The organism is Aphanizomenon sp. CS-733/32, assembly GCF_028330045.1.
Classification (GTDB): domain Bacteria; phylum Cyanobacteriota; class Cyanobacteriia; order Cyanobacteriales; family Nostocaceae; genus Dolichospermum; species Dolichospermum gracile.
Map to the genome: position 1 here is coordinate 47,376 of NZ_JAQMSE010000112.1, position 18,815 is coordinate 66,190.

At 36.3% G+C, this 18,815-nt stretch carries 19 protein-coding genes; 10 read left to right on the forward strand and 9 right to left on the reverse strand.

Going from position 1 to position 18,815, the window contains the following annotated elements; genetic code table 11:
- Positions 1–152: 152 nt before the first annotated feature.
- From PN471_RS08520 to PN471_RS08545, 7 genes are all read left to right on the forward strand, one after another.
- On the forward strand, positions 153–1,019 hold the full coding sequence (locus PN471_RS08520; protein WP_271776471.1) for a hypothetical protein: 867 nt from the start codon (positions 153–155) through the stop codon (positions 1,017–1,019).
- A 113-nt stretch (positions 1,020–1,132) separates the two neighbouring features.
- On the forward strand, positions 1,133–3,598 hold the full coding sequence (recG, locus tag PN471_RS08525) for an ATP-dependent DNA helicase RecG (protein WP_271776472.1): 2,466 nt from the start codon (positions 1,133–1,135) through the stop codon (positions 3,596–3,598).
- Positions 3,599–3,778: 180 nt separating this feature from the next.
- A complete protein-coding gene (locus PN471_RS23320; protein WP_334311906.1) occupies positions 3,779–3,877 on the forward strand; it encodes a type II toxin-antitoxin system HicA family toxin in 99 nt (32 codons plus the stop codon).
- Positions 3,878–4,129: 252 nt separating this feature from the next.
- Entirely contained in the window at positions 4,130–4,777 is a 648-nt protein-coding gene (locus tag PN471_RS08530) for a Uma2 family endonuclease (RefSeq protein WP_271776473.1), read from the forward strand.
- 143 nt (positions 4,778–4,920) lie between these two features.
- Positions 4,921–5,181 (forward strand): hypothetical protein, encoded by a 261-nt coding sequence (locus tag PN471_RS08535; RefSeq protein ID WP_271776474.1) that lies wholly within the window; start codon positions 4,921–4,923, stop codon positions 5,179–5,181.
- 232 nt (positions 5,182–5,413) lie between these two features.
- Positions 5,414–5,653, forward strand: a complete 240-nt coding sequence (locus tag PN471_RS08540; RefSeq protein WP_271776475.1) for a SulP family inorganic anion transporter — start codon at positions 5,414–5,416, stop codon at positions 5,651–5,653.
- 24 nt (positions 5,654–5,677) lie between these two features.
- On the forward strand, positions 5,678–6,226 hold the full coding sequence (locus PN471_RS08545) for a carbonic anhydrase (RefSeq protein WP_271776476.1): 549 nt from the start codon (positions 5,678–5,680) through the stop codon (positions 6,224–6,226).
- 205 nt (positions 6,227–6,431) lie between these two features.
- On the opposite strand, the gene PN471_RS08550 is transcribed toward PN471_RS08545, so the two are convergent.
- A complete protein-coding gene (locus PN471_RS08550; RefSeq protein ID WP_027402424.1) occupies positions 6,432–6,758 on the reverse strand; it encodes a YbjQ family protein in 327 nt (108 codons plus the stop codon).
- A 259-nt stretch (positions 6,759–7,017) separates the two neighbouring features.
- On the opposite strand from PN471_RS08550, the gene PN471_RS08555 reads away from it, so the two are divergent.
- The gene (locus tag PN471_RS08555) at positions 7,018–7,698 is read left to right on the forward strand and encodes a tetratricopeptide repeat protein (protein WP_271776477.1); all 681 of its coding nucleotides are present in this window, start codon (positions 7,018–7,020) and stop codon (positions 7,696–7,698) included.
- Positions 7,699–7,790: 92 nt separating this feature from the next.
- Here PN471_RS08555 and PN471_RS08560 read toward each other — a convergent pair whose 3' ends face one another.
- From PN471_RS08560 to aroC, 4 genes are all read right to left on the reverse strand, one after another.
- The gene (locus tag PN471_RS08560; RefSeq protein ID WP_271776478.1) at positions 7,791–7,940 is read right to left on the reverse strand and encodes a nicotinate phosphoribosyltransferase; all 150 of its coding nucleotides are present in this window, start codon (positions 7,938–7,940) and stop codon (positions 7,791–7,793) included.
- A 168-nt stretch (positions 7,941–8,108) separates the two neighbouring features.
- Positions 8,109–8,336, reverse strand: a complete 228-nt coding sequence (locus PN471_RS08565) for a DUF4276 family protein (RefSeq protein WP_271776479.1) — start codon at positions 8,334–8,336, stop codon at positions 8,109–8,111.
- A gap of 15 nt (positions 8,337–8,351) precedes the next feature.
- Entirely contained in the window at positions 8,352–9,449 is a 1,098-nt protein-coding gene (locus PN471_RS08570) for an AAA family ATPase (RefSeq protein ID WP_271776480.1), read from the reverse strand.
- A 129-nt stretch (positions 9,450–9,578) separates the two neighbouring features.
- Positions 9,579–10,667 carry a chorismate synthase gene (gene aroC, locus PN471_RS08575; protein WP_271776481.1) on the reverse strand — a complete coding sequence of 363 codons (1,089 nt, stop codon included), beginning with the start codon at positions 10,665–10,667 and terminating at the stop codon, positions 9,579–9,581.
- Positions 10,668–10,913: 246 nt separating this feature from the next.
- On the opposite strand from aroC, the gene ftsH reads away from it, so the two are divergent.
- Complete coding sequence (gene ftsH, locus PN471_RS08580; RefSeq protein WP_271776482.1) at positions 10,914–12,821, forward strand: ATP-dependent zinc metalloprotease FtsH; 1,908 nt, start codon at positions 10,914–10,916, stop codon at positions 12,819–12,821.
- 69 nt (positions 12,822–12,890) lie between these two features.
- On the opposite strand, the gene PN471_RS08585 is transcribed toward ftsH, so the two are convergent.
- Both PN471_RS08585 and PN471_RS08590 read right to left on the reverse strand, forming a co-directional pair.
- Complete coding sequence (locus PN471_RS08585; protein ID WP_271776483.1) at positions 12,891–13,478, reverse strand: hypothetical protein; 588 nt, start codon at positions 13,476–13,478, stop codon at positions 12,891–12,893.
- Complete coding sequence (locus PN471_RS08590; protein WP_271776484.1) at positions 13,475–13,852, reverse strand: hypothetical protein; 378 nt, start codon at positions 13,850–13,852, stop codon at positions 13,475–13,477. Before PN471_RS08590 ends, PN471_RS08585 begins: the two co-directional genes overlap by 4 nt.
- A 168-nt stretch (positions 13,853–14,020) precedes the next feature.
- Between PN471_RS08590 and PN471_RS08595 the strand changes: the two genes are divergently transcribed.
- Entirely contained in the window at positions 14,021–14,398 is a 378-nt protein-coding gene (locus PN471_RS08595) for a hypothetical protein (RefSeq protein ID WP_271776485.1), read from the forward strand.
- 2 nt (positions 14,399–14,400) lie between these two features.
- Here the strand turns inward: PN471_RS08595 and PN471_RS08600 are convergent, their stop codons facing one another.
- Together PN471_RS08600 and PN471_RS08605 are read right to left on the reverse strand one after the other, a co-directional pair.
- Positions 14,401–17,445, reverse strand: coding sequence for an Eco57I restriction-modification methylase domain-containing protein (locus tag PN471_RS08600; RefSeq protein ID WP_271776486.1), 3,045 nt, complete (start codon positions 17,443–17,445; stop codon positions 14,401–14,403).
- A 28-nt stretch (positions 17,446–17,473) separates the two neighbouring features.
- Positions 17,474–18,715, reverse strand: coding sequence for a lipid-A-disaccharide synthase (locus PN471_RS08605; protein WP_271776487.1), 1,242 nt, complete (start codon positions 18,713–18,715; stop codon positions 17,474–17,476).
- Positions 18,716–18,815: the final 100 nt, after the last annotated feature.

An 18,815-nucleotide genomic window follows, 5' to 3' on the forward strand; every position in this document is an offset into this window, starting at 1 on the left:
TTATGGACTTTTACCTTTGACTAATAACTCTATGTATTTACAGGCCACGTAAAACACGCTGGCCTGTATTTTATTTAAATGATGATTATTTATTCAAAATTGCCTATATTTGTACTATACAAACCAATTAACAACTGACAACTGACAAACTTATGGCAAGAGCAATTGAACGGATAGAAAAAGATATTAATGAATTAAAAGAGGCGGTTAGGGCGATCGCTCAAGAACTCAATTTAGCCTATGCTAGATATATAAATATACTGGGGGCAGCCTTACAAAAGCAACTGATTTTAGCTAGTTATTACCTTTGTACCCAGGGATATCCTGATGAATTTCTGAACTTATCACTAAATCAGCGGCAAAAATTACAACAAGGCATTCGTAAATTCAGTCAACAAGCCGCTCAAGAATTAATTAGTTATATTCAACCCCCAGAAATTACTCAAGCGGAAGCAGTTGTAGAAACTGAAGAAAAAGAGAACATTGAAACGGAAAATCAAGAAAATGAAGGGAACGAAGAAAATGAAGAAAAGGAACAACAACCTCAAGCATTAGATCCTTCTAACCCCGTAGAACTAGTTGAATGGCAACAAGATTTAGAAGAGGCAATTCAGGAAACTTTGAAAAAAGTCTCCCAGGCGGTTAATATTTTAATCCAAAAAACCGGAGTTTTACCCAAAAAACTACCAGAACCAATTTTAGTCGCTGCCACCGCTGCTGCTGCTTCCTCAGAGGGTTCTAGTAATATGATACCTAGTCCCCCTAATCTCTTAAACTTAGTGATAGAAATTAGTGATGAAGAAGATTCCGAAGATTCTAGCCTGACTCAGATTATGGCTATTCACTTACGACTAGGAGAAATAGAATTTGCTGAAGCGACACTGTTGGCAGAACGCAAAGGAATTCGTAACATTTTAATGCAATTGAATAAACTAGGACGAGAATATCAAAAAAGGCAACGAGAACTGAAAATTGCTGAAGCCGAAGCCGCTTGGCGTGCCAGTTGGTTTGAGGATTAAGTAGGTGAGCAGGGAAATTAAAAATGCAAAATTAAAAATTAGAACCTGTATAGGTTATTAAAAATATCTATCTATTAACACTACATATTCCCTTGACAACTGACAACTGACCAATGACTAATGAAACGCCCGATTGGATAAGATTACATAAAGCCTTAGCATTTGAAGCTGAAAAAGGCTTTATAGATTTAGTAGGTAAGCAATACCGCTTTAGTGAATTTCTGTGTTTGACTTTTGGTAATTTCCCAACTGCCTTACCACCAAAAGAAAGACTCCGCTGGCATCAAGTAGGAACGCAATTTGCCAATTATCCAAATTTAACATTACCAGAAAGACAACATTTAGTAGCCGAAATTAGAAGATATCTAAATCAACTGCAACAAGAACTAGAAACAGAAGAACCCAAAACAAATTACGAATCTAAAAACCAACATCCCATTACGCCAATTGTTGTCGAAATTAATAAAAAATTACCACTAACACTGGATAAAAAACTTAGAGATGTCCCAGAAATTGGCATTAAAAAATCTGATAGTTTAGCGCGGCTGGATTTACATACTGTTCGGGATTTACTGCTTTATTATCCTCGTGATCATATTGATTATGCCCGTCAGGTAAATATTAGCGAACTGGAAGGAGGGGAAACAGTAACTATCATAGCGACCGTTAAAAGATTTAATTTTTTCACCAGTCCTAAAAATAAAAAGTTATCAATTTTAGAATTAATTTTAAAAGACAATACCGGACAAATTAAAGTTACCCGTTTTTACGCAGGTGCGCGTTTTAGTAGTCGTGGTTGGCAAGAAAGTTTAAAACGCAACTATCCTGTAGGTAGTATGTTGGCGGTTTGTGGATTAGTCAAAGGTGGTAAATATGGTTTAACTTTGGATAATCCAGAATTAGAAGTTTTGGCAAATCCAGGAGACCCTATTGATTCTATAACTATTGGGCGAGTTGTCCCTATTTATGCCTTGACTGAAGGAGTAATGGCTAATACAGTCAGACAGGCTGTAATGACAGCTTTAACAGCAGCAGTGAATTTAAAAGATCCTTTACCTAAAGGTTTACGAAAAAAATATGCTTTGATGGAATTGAAAGAAGCAATTCCGAATATTCATTTTCCTAAAGATAGTGACTCTTTAAAAATTGCCCGTCGTCGGTTAGTATTTGATGAATTTTTCTATTTACAACTTGGCTTACTGCAACGACAAAAGAAGGCGCAAGAAATTCAAACCAGTGCCATACTGACACCCACAGGCAAATTATTAGAACAATTCGACAAAATTCTTCCTTTTCAATTAACTGGCGCACAACAGAGAGTTGTGAATGAAATTCTCACGGATTTACAAAAACCTGTAGCTATGAATCGCTTAGTTCAGGGTGATGTTGGTTCAGGGAAGACTGTTGTTGCTGTTATTGCTATTTTGGCAGCAATTCAATCAGGTTATCAAGCGGCGTTAATGGCTCCTACGGAAGTATTAGCAGAACAACATTATCGTAAATTAGTAAGTTGGTTTAATCTCCTCCATTTACCAGTTGAATTATTAACAGGTTCGACAAAAGTAGCTAAAAGAAGAGAAATTTATTCCCAATTAGAAACAGGTGAATTACCTTTATTGGTAGGAACTCATGCTCTAATTCAAGATAAAGTTAATTTCCAACAGTTGGGTTTAGTAGTAATAGATGAACAGCATCGTTTTGGAGTAGAACAAAGGGCAAAGTTACAGCAAAAAGGCGAACAACCTCATGTTTTAACAATGACAGCTACACCCATTCCCCGGACTTTAGCATTAACTGTACATGGGGATTTAGATGTTAGTCAAATTGATGAATTACCACCGGGAAGACAACAAATTCAAACCACGATGTTAAGTGGAAAACAACGTCCCCAAGCTTACGATTTAATCCGGCGAGAAGTTGCTCAAGGTAGACAGGTTTATATAGTTTTACCTTTGGTAGAAGAATCGGAAAAATTAGATTTGCGTTCGGCTGTAGATGAATATCAGAAGTTACAAGAAAGTGTGTTTCCTGATGTTCAAGTTGGGTTATTGCATGGACGCATGACTTCAGCAGAAAAAGAAGAAGCAATTAATAAATTCCGCGATAATGAAACTCAAATTATTGTTTCTACGACTGTGATTGAGGTGGGTGTAGATGTACCTAATGCTACTGTAATGCTGATTGAACACGCGGAGAGATTCGGTTTATCACAATTGCACCAATTGCGGGGACGAGTGGGACGAGGTGCAGCGCAATCTTATTGTTTATTAATGAGTAGCTCTCGAAGTCCTGATGCTCAACAACGTTTAAAGGTGCTAGAACAGTCCCAAGATGGTTTTTTTATCTCGGAAATGGATATGCGGTTTCGCGGTCCTGGGGAGGTGATGGGAACTCGTCAATCTGGTGTAGCAGATTTTACTTTAGCGAGTTTGGTGGAAGATGAGGACATTTTGCTGTTAGCGCGACAAGCAGCGGAAAAGGTGATTGATATGGATGCAAGTTTAGCGCGTTGGCCATTAATGCAGGATGAGTTAAGGTATAGGTATGAGCGGTTAATGGGTGGCGCGATTTTGACGTAAAATAACTGAGTAATATCTTGGTTAACGGGAATGGCGATAACTTTTACGATCCGTATTATGATTAGGCGATTGGCATAAATTTTGACTCCTCAAAACTTTTCCAACACCCTCTTAGAAAAAGCAGGTTTTTATATAGGGCTTGCTGAAAAATTTTACTTTTCTTTACACAGATTGGTTTTATTGTGTTCACCCTACTTAGTCAGACAAAAGGGAAGTCATGTAAGAATGAAACATGAAGATAATCGAGTTGTTTCTATTCCTTCTTATATTGGTAAGTAGTCGGACAAAATTAAATTCACTCGTTGAGAGAGGGAACTCTTAACTCTTAACTGGGAACAGAAAAATCAGTTGTGTAATTAATTCTGTCCCATTACTTAAAACTATCGGAAAAGGCTTATTAGTAAAAATAATTTGAGATGCAGATTTAACTAAAGATGAATTGATCGAAGTTTTAAATTAGTTCTTAGGGAGAATTTTCTTTATTCCCTAAAGTGATATAATAGAATAATTAAAACTGCAAAGTAAATTTCTATGGTAATTCTAGCACCTACTTACAGCAACACTCACACCAATAGCGTCATCCTCCATCATATTTCTTGGAATACTTTTGAACGAATTTTATTAGAAACAGGTGATGATCGCCATAACAGGTTTACTTATAATCAGGGAATCTTAGAAATTATGACTCCATTAATGCCCCATGAACATAATAACCGTTTGTTACAAAATCTAATTATTGTTTTAGTTGAAGAGTTAAATCTCAATGTCAAAAGCACTGGTTCATTAACTTGTAAAAGAGAAGATCTAGCTAGAGGTGTAGAACCTGATTCTAGTTTCTATATTCAAAATGAACCAATCATGAGAAATAAAACCAGTTTAGATTTAACTCAAGATCCCCCACCTGATTTAGTCATAGAAGTTGATTATGCTAGTTCTTCTATTGATAAATTACCGATTTATTTAGCTTTAGGTGTTCCTGAAGTTTGGCGTTATGCTGAACCTGTAATGCAAATTTATAGTTTATATGAGGATAAATATATTCCTGGCAATGGTTCACCAACCTTTGCGAATTTACCTTTAAATACAGAAGTTCCTCGGTTTTTAGCTTCTAGTTTACAAGTGGGTGAGGTGTCAATGATTAAAAATTTTCGGAGTTGGTTAAAAACACAGATTTCCTGATTAAATTAATAAGTCGGTGATCTGGGTATTATGCTTTTTAAGGTTGAGTTACTTATTGCTCGGTTTTTATTGCTCAGGGGTGACAATAATATGATTTAATGGTATGAAGGCAACCTCTCGATTAAACAGAATTTTGAATTTTTATGGATATCGCCCCTAATCAATCATCAACTCAATTTTTAACCCATGACGAATCTGCACAAGTTGATGCAGCTTTGTTATCTTCTCCTGAGAAGTTTTTAACTAGACTGACTATTTCTTCTTTGCGGATTTTACAACATATTGCTCAGGAATATGATGTGTCTATTGAGGAGTTGACAACTAGGCAAATTATTACTTGGTTTGAAACTGATGCCAAAGTTAGAAGAGAGAAAGGAATTGAGGAAGCGGTTTTGAAGTGGTAAGTTGTGGTATCTAGAATATCCTGACTGGCGGTAATCTTTTGATTGTTCAACGCCAATAAAGAGTATTTGGGGGTTGACAATGGATTTGTAATTTGTTATAATACACTTGACGAGGAAGAACTATCTTAAAATAAATGCAATAAAAATTGCGTATCTGGTAGGCAGCAATATTTTAGGGGACAGAATTAAACTTTACTAACAATCGAATAGCACAAACTGTGGCATCAACTAGTTGTGTATAAGAGTTGGAATAACGATATGGCGATCGCAAATACCCTCCAAGAATCAATTTTTTGGTGGTATTCCCGCCACAGGGGCGATCGCGGGAACTGCGATGAGTTTCCGTTCTGGGAGCAAAACCCGACTATCTGGCGTAATTCGTGGAGGTAGGATTAATTGCTGGCGGTGCTTTATTTATCAAACGGATGAGCGATTTGAGTTTGGTGAAGATTGCCGAAATCAAAAGAATTAATGGAATTAAATGACTAAGTAAAACATGAATAAAAATATCAATCAATGTCTTTGTTGTTATAGTCGTCGTCATTTTCTTAGATCTTTTCTTCCCGCAGCAGTGGCATTTACTGTTCTGCAATCAGCAACACCAGCAAAAGCCACAGTCAATCAATCCCAAGCTTTAGTTCTGAGTTGTATTGACTTCCGGTTTTGGACAGCAGAACAGTCTTTTTTAAGGGATAAAAATCTCACAGATAAATATGATTTAACAGCTTTAGCTGGTGCTTCATTAGCTTTAACCGGATTCCCCCACAAATCTGACGCTGAAGCATTTTGGGATCAGTTAGATATCTCCTATAAACTCCATCATATCAACACAGTTATTATTATTGATCATCAAGATTGTGGGGCTTATGCAATGATGATTGACCCTAATTTAAGTAAAGATCCTCAACGAGAGTTGCAAATACATACAGATTATTTAAGTTGTGCCTATTCATCAATTCGCGATCGCTATCCTGATCTTAAAGTTGAACTGTATTTTGCAACTCTCAATCAAGGAGAATTTTCACAAATATTGCCGAAATTGTGATTTTTCCGTCAAGAATTGTAATTATTAATTCGAGAAGTTCGCGCCCCCGCCACTGCTCCCACTAATAATAGTAGGAGCAATTGTTCTCGGCGCTAAGGATTCAGCAATTCTCCCTGTACCAAGGGCGCTAAAAAATGAACTCAATTTCTTTAGTTATAAATTGGCTAGATGAGAAATGGTAAAAAATGACAAAATTATCAAAATATTAACGAATTTTGACGGCTGTTCCTGTGGCTGTAATTACTAATAAAACACCAGATTGATCAACATTAATTGTCCCAGTATCAACAGCAATACCGACAACAGCATCTGCGCCTAAACGTTGCGCTCTTTGTTCTAATTCCTCCATTGCTTTCCGCTGCCCTTCTTCAAAGAGACGTTCATAGCTGCCAGTGCGTCCACCAACAATATCCCGAATACTCGCTAAGAAATCTCGGAGGAAATTGCTACCATAGACAACTTCTGCTGTGACAATACCTAAGTAGGATTGAATTACAGCACCTTGAATCACATCAGTAGTAGTTAACAGCATACATTCATGTACATTAGGTGATTATGGCCAAATTCCAGAAAAAACATCGCCTGATACTTCATTATACCTGTCATTTTGTGTAATTTATCCGTATCGGTTGGCGAAAGGATCAATTTATTGTTATAGTTATGAGGATGTCAAGTAATTTTAAGAAATTATTAATATTCTGTAAATGTGAATAAATACAGATTACAAAGATCAAGATTTTTGTTTTAATGTGCGAATAAAAACGGTTTAAGAAAACTTAGGAAAATTTACTATGTACAGAAAAACATCAGTCCTGTTAACTGCTTTATTACTAGGATGTTTATTTACTAACACACCTGTAGTAGCGAAAGCTGAGGTCTTAGTGGCACAGGTGAATAATCCAGAGTTGAAAAGCTTGATAGATGAGGGAAAAAGACTGGTAGATGCTCAAGATTATCATGGAGCGATCGCAGTCTATCAACAAGCCGCAAAATTAGATCCCAAAAATGACAGAATTTACGCTGGGATTGGCTACTTATATACTCAACAAGGCAATTTTACCTCTGCTTTAGATGCTTATCGTCGAGCTATTGCCATTAATCCTAATAATAGTGATTTTTACTATGCCGTCGGTTATCTTAAAAGTAGTACAAAAGATAACAAAGGCGCAAAAGAAGCTTACCGTCGGGCTATTCAGTTAAATCGGAATAATGTCAACGCCTATTTAGGATTAGGAGTTTCTCAAACTAGTTTGGGTGATTATCAAGCAGCTATGTGGGCTTATGAACAAGCTATTAATTTGGATAAAAATAATCCCCGCACCTATGAGTTAATCGGTTCTATGTTTAAACAACGACGACAAACGACACAAGCAAACAAGGTTCTCAGAAAGGCATTAGATTTGTATCAGCGGGGAAATGATCAAGAAGGCGTTGCCAGAATCCAAACCATGCTGCAAGAAATAGGCGGTTAGAATCAATTAAAAATAGGGACAGGCTATCAAAATGTTTACCTTGTCCCTACTCTGATGATAGAGAAAAATCTTCAGTGCTACTAACTTAATACCTACCAAGCTGCTTTACCTTTTTTATATATTTTCCCTGTAAAGGGCTGTACCCCAATCACAGGATAGGCATCATTAGCAGGGGTGAAAATCCGCATGAAGGCTTCAGAAACAAACTCAGCCATATCAGCAAACATTTTGGAGATAGCCATAATACTATAGCCCCTTTCTTAAATCTTTTAATTGTTGATATTCGTACTGTAATACTGTGATGATCTATTTGCTCATATTCTTCATATATCTATACTAAAAAAAATCTTTTTTCAAATAACTTTGCAATACTTTATAATTGCATTTTTTTAGTCTGATATTTAAAATCTCTACAATATAATTTTTTCCAGCCGCGTTAACCATTTATCAAAATGTTGACAATGCTGACGAATTACATCTAACCCGATATCCATTGCAATCAAAGATCCATGTAATGGTTTATCATAGAAAGGGCAGCATTTTTTAATCCTTTTAGATGGAGCTGTTATCGGACCGTCATTGATATGTTCAGGTGAAGGAAATAAGTCACGCTCACTCTGTAATATATCTTTCCACAAAAACGTTGACTCGAATCATCGTGAAGGTCTTCCTCCAAGAATATTCTTTTTCCAAAGTTCTCCTAAACTGTAGTCTTCCAACCACTCATATAAATCTTCCTCTTTCAATCTTCGCAGTAATGATTTACCATCATCTCTATCTACAACAATTACATCCTTGGCTGCAAATTCATTTAGCAATTCCACCGATTGAGTAGAAACAATAACTTGTTTTTTTTGTGCAGCCGCACGCATTAACGATGCCAGAACAGTAATTGCATAAGGGTGAAGACCTAACTCAGGTTCATCCACTAAAATTGTTGCAGGTTTATAAAATAAATTAGGTTGCAAAAAAACCGTTGCTAAACAGATAAACCGCAACGTTCCATCGGAAAAATGATGAGCTTTAAAGGGTATATCCTGACCTTGCTCAAACCATTCTAGTTCTATGACATCATTATTTTGTGGAGAAGGTCGTAGATAGAAATCACCAAAAAAAGGAGCGACAAGTCGAACTGTTTTTACGATTTGTTGATAAGATTCAGAATATTTTTCCTTTAATAAATACAAAAAAGCTGCAAGATTTCGCCCGTCAGCCCGCAGGTAAGCATTATCATTAATGCCATGTGGTTGCTTCACATAAGCACTATCGCTTGTATCATGGAAATGATAAACTCGCCATTGCTTCATAGCAGGTAATACATACATATCACTTCCAGTTCCAGTCCCTTGTGAGGCTTTAGTTTCAAAATGACCACTACTGATTCTCTTCTCTCCACTCATGTCCCACCAAAAAGATTCTTTAGAGAACATCAAACGGTTATCCTGAGTTGGTTCAAAGGTTGCAAAGTAACCGTTGTGTCCAAAGTAGAGTTCAACTTCTAATTGTTCGGTTATTTTCCGACCAAAATGCAAAATCGCATCGGGTCCACCTTGACGACTGACAAAAACTTGGAGTTTATTTTCAAGCATCTGTTCAATCATCCGAAAAAAGCCGATAAAGTTAGATTTACCAGCACCATTGCAGCCAATGAATATGTTGAGTTGAGTAAGCTCAATGTCGCATTCTACAATGGACTTAAAGCCCTTCAAAACAATTCTCGATAGCTGACTTGTACTGATTAATTCAGGCATATAATAATCTCCTGATTTTTAATTTTTTGAACTGCGAAGATAGCTATATTTAAGGACTTGGTAAAATATAGATAGCTTGTTACATCAATACTTTGTGTAGTTCTTAAAATCACCTAAAACTCTAACTTCCTACAACACCTTACACTGTCCATAATGCCTTAATAGATGATCACATAAAACCAAAGCCACCATCGCATCAACCATCGGCACAGCGCGGGGTAAAACACAAGGATCATGTCTTCCTTTTCCTGCTAAAACCGTTTCTTCCCCTTCTTTCGTTACAGTTCTTTGTTCCTTTCTAATAGTAGCTGTTGGTTTAAAAGCCACGCGGATAATAATGTTTTCACCGTTGGAAATTCCTCCTTGAATCCCTCCTGAACGGTTAGTTACTGTGCGAATTTCCCCATGTTCATCAATATAAAATTCGTCGTTATGTTCAAAACCTGTTAATAAAGTTCCGTCAAAACCAGAACCGATTTCAAAACCTTTACTTGCAGGAAGTGACATTACCGCTTTTGCTAAATCAGCTTCTAATTTATCAAAAACTGGTTCGCCTAAACCCTTGGGAACATTCCGCACCACACATTCAACGACACCACCGATAGAATTACCATCTCGACCGGTTTGTTCAATTAAGGAAATCATGGTGTTGGCAATTTCGCCATCTGGACAACGGACGATATTGCTTTCGACATCTGCTAAAGTGACAGTATTGGTATCAACAACCCCTTCTAAATCTTTAATGCGCTTCACATAGGCGATTACTTCTACACCTGCAACTTGATGTAAAATCTTTTTAGCGATCGCACCAGCAGCAACTCTACCTATTGTCTCACGGGCGGACGACCTGCCACCACCTTGCCAATTTCTCAAGCCATATTTAGCATCATAGGTAGCATCTGCGTGAGAAGGGCGATATTTCTGCGCCATCTCATCATAATCTTCGGGACGAGTATTTTTATTTCTGACTAAAATGGCAATAGGTGTTCCCAGAGTTTTTCCCTCAAACACACCCGATAAAATCTCACAGGTGTCAGCTTCTTTGCGAGGAGTGGTAATCTTACTTTGTCCTGGCCGTCTTCTATCTAACTCAAATTGAATTTCCTCGGCGGAAATTTCCAGTTGTGGGGGACATCCATCAATGATAACGCCCACACCGCCGCCGTGAGATTCGCCAAAAGTCGTAATACGGAAAAGATGACCAAAAGTGCTGCCCATGATGTTGAGAAAATACAGACCGGAATATTTATTTTACATGGAGCAAAGAGCGATCGCCAAGCATGACTGAGGAATCGCCCATGAAAAATCCCAAATTCCCCAGGACAATTCAGTTATCTTAAAGACTCTCACCTTCTTCACTGTCACCTGTTAATAATTGAGTTTGACAGTTAAACTGTTATAAGAAAACTATAATTTCTGGATTTGACAATTTCCGCTAAGAAACAGCCATAAAGGATAACTATTATGAAAAATTTGCACAAAAAAGCTTTAATAAAACAGCAGTTACCAGGTTCTTCTCCGCATCATATATTAACAGGAATTATAGCTGCTTGGTTGATGATATTACCCAGTATGACTGGCAATAGTCCCGTTTTAGCGCAACAAAAAACCGAGCGAAATTCTTTAACCTATGGTGAATTAATTCAAAAAGCCAATAAAGGAGAAGTTAAAAAGGTAGAGTTAGATCAAGCTGAACAAACAGCTAGGGTTTATTTAGTGGGACAAAAACCCGATACTCTGCCTTTACAGGTGCGCCTTTTAGATCAAAATGCGGAATTAATTAACAAACTTAAAGAAAAAAACGTGGATTTTGGCGAAGTTTCCTCCGCTGGTAACAGAGCCGCTGTAGGCTTATTAATTAATCTCATGTGGATTTTACCCCTAGTGGCACTCATGTTATTATTCCTGCGGCGTTCTGCCAATGCTTCTAACCAAGCTATGAGTTTTGGTAAATCTCGCGCTCGGTTTCAAATGGAAGCGAAAACAGGCGTAAAATTTAATGATGTGGCCGGAGTCAAGGAAGCCAAAGAAGAATTAGAAGAAGTTGTTACTTTCCTCAAACAGCCAGAAAAATTTACAGCGGTAGGGGCAAAAATTCCCAAAGGTGTACTATTAATTGGACCACCAGGAACAGGAAAAACCTTACTTGCAAAAGCCATTGCTGGGGAAGCAGGTGTGCCATTTTTCAGTATGTCTGGCTCAGAATTTGTGGAAATGTTCGTTGGTGTCGGCGCTTCCCGTGTCCGCGATTTATTCAAAAAAGCCAAAGAAAATGCCCCTTGTTTGATATTTATTGATGAAATTGACGCAGTGGGAAGACAACGGGGTGCAGGTATTGGGGGTGGAAATGATGAACGGGAACAAACCCTCAACCAACTATTAACAGAAATGGATGGTTTTGAAGGCAATACAGGGATTATTATTATTGCTGCTACTAACCGTCCAGATGTCCTTGATTCGGCTCTATTACGTCCGGGACGCTTCGATAGACAGGTAATTGTGGATGTTCCCGATTTGAAGGGAAGACAGGAAATTTTGACAGTCCACGCTCAGAATAAGAAAATTGATCCTAGTGTATCTTTAGAAGCGATCGCTCGCCGCACTCCTGGATTTACTGGTGCAGATTTAGCCAATTTACTCAACGAAGCCGCCATTCTCACCGCCAGAAGACGCAAAGAAGCCGTAACCGACTTAGAAATTGATAACGCCATAGATAGAGTCGTCGCCGGTATGGAAGGCACTGCTTTAGTAGACAGCAAAAACAAACGTCTGATAGCTTACCACGAAGTTGGACACGCTTTAGTAGGAACATTAGTTACAGGTCATGATCCTGTACAAAAAGTTACACTCATTCCCAGAGGACAAGCACTAGGTTTAACCTGGTTTACTCCCAACGAAGAACAGGGTTTAATTTCCCGTTCCCAAATTTTAGCCCGCATTGCCGCCACTTTAGGTGGTCGTGCGGCTGAAGAAATCGTCTTTGGGAAAGCGGAAGTCACCACAGGTGCAGGAAATGACTTACAACAAGTTACCAACATGGCACGACAAATGGTCACAAAATTTGGAATGTCCGATTTAGGTCCAGTTTCCCTAGAAAATCAAAACAACGATGTATTTTTAGGACGGGACTGGATGAATAAATCCGAATATTCCGAAGACATTGCGGCGAAAATTGATCACGCAGTCCGGGAGATTGTTAACCGCTGTTATATTCAAGCTAAAGAAATCATTCAAGAAAACCGCTTAACCTTGGAACGAGCCGTTGATTTGTTAATAGAACAAGAAACCATTGAAGGGGATGTATTCCGCACCATAGTCGCTGATAATACAGCCATTAAAGTCACTAATGAGCCAGTAGCCGCAACTTATTAGTTGAGTTTCCAAAATCCTTGTAGAGACGTTCCATGTAATGTCTCTACTTTTTCCCGGTTAATAAAAATATCAAAAAGATTGTTCCAGAACTTTTTTAAATGGTGGTTTAACATTATAATTAGTAGGAATTTTATCTCGCACCATCACCTCAATAACTGTATATGCAAGATCGTGAAAAAATGATCTAGAAGATCCGATTTCCCCAAATGTACCCCATTTAAAAGCAATTTCACCAGAACCAAATATTGAACTAATTCCCGATTCTTGCAACTTCAATTTTGCACCATTAAAAACACTATCTGCATATTCTTCTGGTATCCCAATTTTCACCACATCTAATGATAATGCCAGAGAAGAATTAACTTCCCGTTCAACTTGAGTGGAAACCGCCACTTTCAATACTAATTTACCAGAATTATTCGGCTCAAATGTAGCCCCCAAACAGCCATATAAGAACCTAGCTCCTAGAGGTGCTAATATCTCTATCATCACTTCTTTTTTAGAGAATAAACCAATCTTTGCATTTTCCAGGATGACTTCTATCTTTTCATCTATAACAGGATAGAAAACAGGTCGAAAATCTCCAGGAAAATAAAATGATTCGTTATTCCAAATCCGAGCTTTTCCGGTTATACCTAAATCTAATACTTTGATCATGAGTCAATCCCCCAAGCTTTTCGCCAATTTCTATTAAAATCTTCTGGGTAAGCTTTAATTACTTCAGGATGATATAAACTGTATGGTGATACACCATAATGTGCTATAGCCATAGGATGTGCCGTATACCAATCATAACCTTTTTCCATGAGTTCCGCTTCTTTTAGTTCATGAAAGTAGAAACTAGCATCAGAATTGCATATTTTCTGTCCCAAATCTAAAGCGTTTTGAAGTCTATCAATCATTTTTTGACTTGGTAAGAACTCATCAAACTTACTGATATGTTTTCTAACTAGCTCAACTTTTTCCTGTTCAACATCATACTCTTGATTAGTTAATGTTCCAAAAAACATTTCATCAGAATTTACAGACAAAAGAACGACTCACTTTTAGTTAACTTAATTGTACTGTCTCAGCATCAGCATAAATAATAACCGTACTTTACACAAGGCATTCTCTAACCTGTCCATAAAAATCTCACCATAGTGGGATTTAGGGGCAGATAAAAGCTAAAATTAGCAATTGGAGAGTTAACCGATGCCATGTTTGACATATTGCCTTTTCACTTTGAGTTAGATAAAATAGCGATCGCTGGAGCTTGTTTATGGGCTTTAGCCTTATATCTGAGTTTTTCCCAAACCAGAGAATGGATAACCACACAACTCAACCGCTGGTTCAATTTTGCTGAACGTTCCCTCTATACCAGTGAATCAGAATTTGAAAAAACTCGCCAAGCCAGAGAATCACAAAATTCCTTTTACGCTTCACTATTTAGCATTTTCCCATTTTTGATATTTGGTGGTTTATCCAACTGGCTTCTAGATATCAGCTTAGGTAATAGCTGGGGAATTAGCATTGGTATACTTGCTTGTATCGGTGCTGGTGTGTATGAACTAGGACGCAGACAAGGAGAAGAGTAAATTTACATCCTTTCAATCATAGTTATTTCCCCATCAGTTAATTCATAAAGTTCATAAACCAATTGATTGATTTGTCTATCAGTAGCTTGAATTTGTTGCTGAATCATCTTTTTTGCTGGGGGTGTATTTACCTCATTAATTTGTGTATGAAGATAAAGTATTTGTTTCACAAAATTAACAATTAAATCATGTTTTTTCTTCTCTGCAATTTGAGAATAATCAATAACTTTAATAGGAAGATTGCGAATAAACCGAGATTCAAAACTGTAATAACCACCTCTCATAGATGTAGATGATTTTTTGAGATAAAATTCTAGGACTTTGCTATTTAACAACCCTAAAATGTATTCCCATGAATAATTAGATTTTACTAAAATTCCATATCCTCCAGCGACACCACCTGTAAAAAAGATTTCCCCTATTTTATCCCATGTAAATGATGAACCTGTAGCAATATCAGGAGTAAATATTTTTGGTAAAGCCATAACATTTAAAGCTTGAAATCTACTATATCCATACCAATTTTCTCCTAACATCTTGCTATTTTCTCTACTTTCTAAATAATTTTTATTATCTAGTAAATAATTCCAGGTTAAAGGATATTCTTTCTCAAAGGTATTCATAGAAATTAATTCTATTAAACCATTATTTTTAAGCATATAGGGAAAAATAATCAACTTATTGGTTTTAGACAAATAATATCTTTTACTATCACCACCTTTGATTAAAGGATGTAGTAACTTAGACTCTAACCAGTATGCTATTTGTTTTTGTTTAGAAAAAACTTGGATTAAATTATCTTCCCGTGATAATTCTTCTACTATATATATTTTATCAGCACTGGTTTTAACTCCTTGAAAAATTCTCTCTGTTACATCTTCTAGTGTAGATTTAATTTGTTGTAACTTGGTAAATATTCTAGCATCTTCTCCCAGAATAAAATTCCATTCTGAAGCTGAAACTAATGAATGATTAATAATTCCTATTTGACTATTATGATTATTTTTCCAATCTACTAAATCCAGCACTCTTTCCATTTCTAAATCAGATTGTTGTGATTTTTTCAAAAACAGCAAGCAAGTATAAGTCGAAACCTTGGGAAAAACTTGTTGATCTCCAAAATGCACTATTTTACTCAGATATTTACCCTCAGAAATTAACTTCCTGATAGCTTCTCCATATTGAGCATTAAAAAACTTATGAGGTAAAATAAAACCTAAATAGCCATCTTTTCTTAATAACTCTAATCCCTTTTCCACAAAGATAACATAAATATCATAATTTCCCTTACTAGCAGAAATATACTGTTGTTTATAAAATTCAACCTCCAAAGCAGCCCATTCTTTTAAAGCTTGAATTCTAATATAGGGAGGATTACCAATAACCACATCAAAACCACCGCGTTTCATAATAGCAGAAAAAGCCGATTTCCAGTCAAAAATATTAACCCTATAAGCCGTATCCTCATCTAAAAAATCTAATTGAGTATGTTGATAAAATTCTCCATCTATCAAGGTATTACCACATTGAATATTATCATCTAAATCAGGTAAAGCCCTTTCCTTAAATAACTGTAATTGTCTGGTAATTGTTTCTCCTGATTCTCCCTCCAATACCTTCAATAACAAAGATAACTTAGTTGTTTCTACCGCTTGTTGATCAATATCAACACCATAAATGTGAGTTAATAAAATTTGCTTTCTTTCACTTGCAGTTAAACGCCACTGATGATCCGAAATTTGATAGAATTTATTTTTGTATTTCTTGGGATTTTGCAAATATTGTTCCAAATACCAATCTAGGATAAATTGATAAGCCACAATTAAAAAAGAACCCGAACCACAAGCAGGATCAAGAATTGTCATATCTTGGATTTTTTCCGGTTTTTTACCCTCTAAAACCTTACCAATAGTTTGTTTAATAATATAATCAACAATATAACTAGGAGTGTAATAAACACCTCCAGCTTTTCTTACTTCCGGTTTATCTTCAATAACCGCTTGACGACTTGCAGATATTTGAATGACTTTCCCTAAAAATTGTTCATACACTTGTCCTAAAATTTCCACAGGAATCACAGAAAACTCATAAGGACTTTCTGGAGGATAAAGTTTTCTAATAATTAAGGTTAAAATAGAATCATCTATAGTTAAATTCAAAGTAAAATCATCAGAATTTTCTCGTCTTTTTTCATCTTGAAAATGGAATAAACCAGAATTATAGCGATAATCTGCATTGATAAATAACCGACCTAACTCTTGATAAAAATTTTCAAACTTTAATAAATTATATAACTGTTGATAAGGTTCAATTCCCCTATCTTCACAAATGCGTAAAAAGACAATTCTATTAATTGTCATTTGCACAGCAAAATTTAACTCTCTTTGTTGAATTTGCGGATTTCGCCAAACAATATTAGCAGCCAAATTTTCTCGCCAAACTTCAATTTCTTGGAGAAATTTTTGATCAACAGTAATCCCAGCCTTAACTTTAGTTTCTGCAAACCTTTCTAAAGAACCATTTAACACAGCTTCCTTAGAAAAAAGATGATAAATCTCCTCCCATTTATCAATATATTCTGTATAATTAAAATGTTTGATTCTCGCCACTGATGCTGAATCATTTTTATTTGGCATAATTCGACAGTCATAAACTGCAAATTCTTCAAAATCTGTTAAAATACTTAAAGCTAACTTTGCAGACCATCCATAACGTCTGACTTGAAAAGCTGCACTCATGTTTTGACCCACATTAACAGCGGGTTTTTTCGCTTCCACAAAAAACTTCCTCACTCCCCCCACCCGAAAACTATAATCAGGTGCTTTGGCTTTATTTGCATCACTAATTTTTAAAGAATCTTCATGAACAACATCTTTATAAATATCAGAAATTTGTCGTTCATTGCCAATATCCCATCCCAAAGCCGCAAACAAAGGATTAATAAATTCAATTCTAGTTTGTGTTTCATTAATTCCCCCCGCCCGATACAATTCTATCGAAGAGTGAAAATATTCAACCAGTTGAACAACACTATCAGGTGCTTTCATATTTTCAAAATTCCAATTTTATCTAAATCTATAATAACTCTTTCTTTACCAAAATTGCTAACTTATCCGCAGCACCACCTTCACCTCTAACACTGCGTAATTTATCCCGCATAGCCTCTAATTTTTCTGGATTTGCTAACAAATCTAAAACCATTTCTCCCACTTCTTCAGATTGCAATTTACCTACTAATTCCGGGACAATTTCTGCTTGCGCCCAAATATTTGGCCAAGCAAATAAACCCTTACGTCTCAACACCCACCAATTAATTAATTTAGCAAAACTAGAACCTACTCCCGGTAAATTTGCTAATATTCCTGGTAAACCATCCCAAGAACGCATTGCATCTAATTGTTGAGTTGGTAATAGGACAATCATCGGTACAGCCAAAGCACCTAATTCTGCGGTATTTGCACCAACTGTAGTTAAACAAATAGAACATTGGGATAATAAATCATAAACTGGATTTTCTTGTTTTAATTCCACTCTTAATCCAGTAGTAGTTGCCAGAAAATTACCTGATAAAGATGCACCTTGAAACCCAAAAACTTTTGTGAATGAATTAATTTCAGGATTAGCAAAACTAGCTAAAGTTGATAAATCTAAAGTTGGGGCGACGGGAATAAAAAACTTCGTTTCTGGTTTTTGATGATAAATATATTCAGCAATAGCTAACATCAAAGGTACACCTTGAGTTAATTTTGCAGATTTTGACCCCGGTAAAATTCCAATTAATTCAACTTTAGATTGATGATTTGCAACTTTAGGTGTGATTTCATTCTTTGCTGCTTCTAACATCAAATCACCCACAACAGTGAATTTATCAGCATATTTAGCAGAGACATTTTTCGCAACTTGAGCTTTCATAATGGCAAATTTATCTATAAAATTGTGCCAACGCGCTTCCCATTCCGCATAAACTACAGTTTTATATCCTAATTTTTTACCAATAATCACCGGAAAAATTTGATCACCACCTAAGAATATGACTACACCTTGATTTCTCCATTCCCAATTTTGCGCGGTTTTTCCCCACAGTAAAAATTGCCAAAAATATTCCGGTGCTTGAACTCTATCAACCTCTGGATAACCCAACGCTATATCAGTTTCTTTACCACTAGCATGGGGACAAGGTGACAATATTACAGAAATTCTCAGTTGAGAAACATCATGTCCTAATTCTTCCCTCAATGCTTTAACAACAGGGCGTACCCAAGTTGTAACCTCTCCAGGTCCATTGGAAAGAACGAGAATATCTACGTATCTTTTCATAAATCAAATATTATTCCTATATGATTATACTGATATAATGAATTAAGGCAACAAATCTCAATTAGATATAGTGACAAGGTATCTAAAGTTTTGTATCGTA

Coding starts and splice junctions, on each gene's coding strand:
- PN471_RS08585 (WP_271776483.1), bottom strand. CDS start 13,478: ATGATCAAAGTATTAGATTTAGGTATAACCGGAAAAGCTCGGATTTGG.
- PN471_RS08595 (WP_271776485.1), top strand. CDS start 14,021: ATGTTTGACATATTGCCTTTTCACTTTGAGTTAGATAAAATAGCGATC.
- aroC (WP_271776481.1), bottom strand. CDS start 10,667: ATGGGCAGCACTTTTGGTCATCTTTTCCGTATTACGACTTTTGGCGAA.
- PN471_RS08555 (WP_271776477.1), top strand. CDS start 7,018: ATGTACAGAAAAACATCAGTCCTGTTAACTGCTTTATTACTAGGATGT.
- PN471_RS08535 (WP_271776474.1), top strand. CDS start 4,921: ATGGATATCGCCCCTAATCAATCATCAACTCAATTTTTAACCCATGAC.
- PN471_RS08545 (WP_271776476.1), top strand. CDS start 5,678: ATGAATAAAAATATCAATCAATGTCTTTGTTGTTATAGTCGTCGTCAT.
- ftsH (WP_271776482.1), top strand. CDS start 10,914: ATGAAAAATTTGCACAAAAAAGCTTTAATAAAACAGCAGTTACCAGGT.
- PN471_RS08530 (WP_271776473.1), top strand. CDS start 4,130: ATGGTAATTCTAGCACCTACTTACAGCAACACTCACACCAATAGCGTC.
- PN471_RS08520 (WP_271776471.1), top strand. CDS start 153: ATGGCAAGAGCAATTGAACGGATAGAAAAAGATATTAATGAATTAAAA.
- PN471_RS08605 (WP_271776487.1), bottom strand. CDS start 18,715: ATGAAAAGATACGTAGATATTCTCGTTCTTTCCAATGGACCTGGAGAG.
- PN471_RS08560 (WP_271776478.1), bottom strand. CDS start 7,940: ATGGCTATCTCCAAAATGTTTGCTGATATGGCTGAGTTTGTTTCTGAA.
- PN471_RS08570 (WP_271776480.1), bottom strand. CDS start 9,449: ATGCCTGAATTAATCAGTACAAGTCAGCTATCGAGAATTGTTTTGAAG.
- recG (WP_271776472.1), top strand. CDS start 1,133: ATGACTAATGAAACGCCCGATTGGATAAGATTACATAAAGCCTTAGCA.
- PN471_RS08550 (WP_027402424.1), bottom strand. CDS start 6,758: ATGCTGTTAACTACTACTGATGTGATTCAAGGTGCTGTAATTCAATCC.
- PN471_RS08600 (WP_271776486.1), bottom strand. CDS start 17,445: ATGAAAGCACCTGATAGTGTTGTTCAACTGGTTGAATATTTTCACTCT.